The sequence below is a fragment of the Ilumatobacter sp. genome (genome assembly GCF_049588435.1).
Taxonomy (GTDB): domain Bacteria; phylum Actinomycetota; class Acidimicrobiia; order Acidimicrobiales; family Ilumatobacteraceae; genus Ilumatobacter_A.
On sequence record NZ_JBAVYV010000523.1, the window covers coordinates 1 to 2,361 of the forward strand.

A 2,361-nucleotide genomic window follows, 5' to 3' on the forward strand; every position below is an offset into this window, starting at 1 on the left:
GCGTGGCCCGTCGACGCTGGCGCGGGTGATTTCGCGCTCGATGATGAATCCGTCGTGGGCGCAGGCACGTCGGCAGCCATCGTCCACTGGATGCAGCAGATCTCGGGGACCATCGACGTCGTCGAGACCGGACAGCGCGTGTCACGCCCGCCGCTGGCTCCCGTCACCATCGACTATCCCGGTCTGGGTCGAGGTACGGCGTACACCGTCGGGCACCCCGAGCCGATCACACTCCGCGAGCGCATGAACGTGCACGGCAGCTCCGCCAACTTGATGTTGCTCAAACGATCGACGGCGGCGTACCTGGACCTGATCCGCAAGGACCTCGATGCCGGCAAGCTGAGCCACGAGGACGCTGCTGCCGAAATCAGGAACCAAAGAACGACGCGGATCGCTCGCGCCATGATCGGAGCGCTCGGCCGTAAGGGCGCTGGCGCGCTTCCGGGGTTCTTTGCCTTCGCCCGCGGACAGCGCGACGGCCGGTCGCTGCGGATCGGAGTGCACCTCCACGCCATGCCCGCCGACATGGCCGGAGCAACCTCCGTGCCGCTCGCGCTCGGACTGAGACAGTTGCTCGACGGTCGACTCGACGCCACGGGCGCGCACCCGCCTGAATCCGTCATCGACGTCGCGTCTCTGCTCGACGGCTTCGCGCTGACCTGCAACCCCCCGCTGGCCGGCATGAGCGAACTCGTGGTCGTCAACGAGGCGCCCGCGATCTGAGAACGCCACAGACGTTGCAGTCCTGGGTGGGTAACCTGCAACGGCTGCGACACGACGCCGATGATCGCCGCCGATGCACTGGATATCGATGGGGGCATCGACGGAGCCGAGACCGAAACCGAACCATTCGGCGGGTGCGAGCAAATGACCCAGCACCGGACCGCGCTCGCTGAACGACCCCATTCCGTTCGCTCACAGCGCATATCAACGTTCGCCCTCGCCAAGACGACCCCGTCCGGGTTCGGCACGTACGATCGGTGGGCCCGCTCCAGAACGCTTTGCTCGCAGCGGTTCTCAACGGCCACTACTACGCGTGTGTGAAGATGACTGAGTGTTCGTGACGACAGCTGATGGGGTGGATCTCTGGTGGGAGCAACTCGGCAACGGCCCAGCGGTTCTGTTGATTCCGGGACGGGGCGACTCGACCGACCTGTTCCCGAAGCTGTTGATCGACCAACTGATCGGTGCCGGGCTTTCTGTGCTTCGGATGGATCCTCGAGACACGGGCTTGTCCGGTGACGGAGGTGACGATTACACCCTGTCGACACTTGCGGACGACATCGTTGCGGTGCTCGACGCAGCGGACGTGTCTCGTGTTCACACGGTGGCAGTCTCGATGGGCGGAATGATCACCGTGGACCTGGTCAGCCGGTTCGGTCATCGGGTGATGTCGTCCACCTTCATCGCGGCGATGAGCCCTGACCCTGACGCTGGGATGGGACCGGATTTCTTTGCATCCCTTGGCACGACAGATCGGACGTCGGTGATCATGGCGATGATGGGAAGGCCGGACGAATCGGACCGGGCCTGGATGAAGGAAGAGTCACGTCTCGCCGCTGAACGTGCTGCGGAGCGGCCCGAAGCGGCTAAACGCCACATGGCAGCCTCGTTTCGTTTCGGGTGGCCGACGCTCGACCAACTCGGCGACTTCGCAAGTCCCGCTCTCGTCGTGCACGGAACAAGTGATCGGCTCCTCCCCATCGCTCACGGACACGCACTCGCCGGCGGAATCGAAGGAAGTTCTCTTCACCTCGTCGACGGAATGGGACATCTCCCAACGCGGCGAGAGTGGGAGCAAGTCGCAGAACTCGTCACGCGCCGCATTTCAGACTGAGGCGAGAAGCAGACGACCAACGCATATCGCTCACCACCAGGGACCGATCAACCCGAGCAGTACGGCACGACTGCGAGCGGCCAAGCACTCGATAACGCGCGGTCGTCGGTGGAGGCCCGTTACGCGATCTGTACTCGGTCGCGCCCGTGGCTTGCGCAACGTGACCGTGCGCGGCGGGAGCTACGTGTTTGGTGACTGCGCCTCGCAGAGCGCCTTGAGGTGCTGATGCTGTTTGGCCATGTCGCGACGAATCATGGGACGGAGCAGCGGGAACAGCACAGCCATGACGCCCTTCGGCTTCGGATCGAACGTGCCGTGGACCGACGTGCCTGATTCGGCCTCAGTGAACGTGAACGAGATCGCGAGGTCCATTCGCTTGCTGGTGGCCTCGAACTCCAGGCGATCCGGCCGATCGAAGGCCGTGATCGTGGACTCGATCTTGCCGAGCGGACTTCCGTGGTCGGTGACGAACCTCGAGCCGAGCCCCACTGGTTCGTCGGTCATCAAGTCGGCTTGGGTGACAC

The 2,361-nt window shown here is 64.2% G+C and carries 2 protein-coding genes and 1 pseudogene; 2 read left to right on the top strand and 1 reads right to left on the bottom strand.

Annotated elements, in window-relative coordinates; all coding sequences use genetic code 11:
• A pseudogene (locus WBV89_RS19635) lies at window positions 1-723 on the top strand (saccharopine dehydrogenase); the annotation flags it as partial.
• Window positions 724-1,060: 337 nt separating this feature from the next.
• The gene (locus WBV89_RS19640; RefSeq protein WP_423983016.1) at window positions 1,061-1,837 is read left to right on the top strand and encodes an alpha/beta fold hydrolase; all 777 of its coding nucleotides are present in this window, start codon (window positions 1,061-1,063) and stop codon (window positions 1,835-1,837) included.
• A 180-nt stretch (window positions 1,838-2,017) separates the two neighbouring features.
• Here the strand turns inward: WBV89_RS19640 and WBV89_RS19645 are convergent.
• Window positions 2,018-2,361, bottom strand: a 344-nt coding sequence (locus WBV89_RS19645; RefSeq protein WP_423983017.1) for a hypothetical protein, incomplete at its 5' end; no start/stop codon positions are given.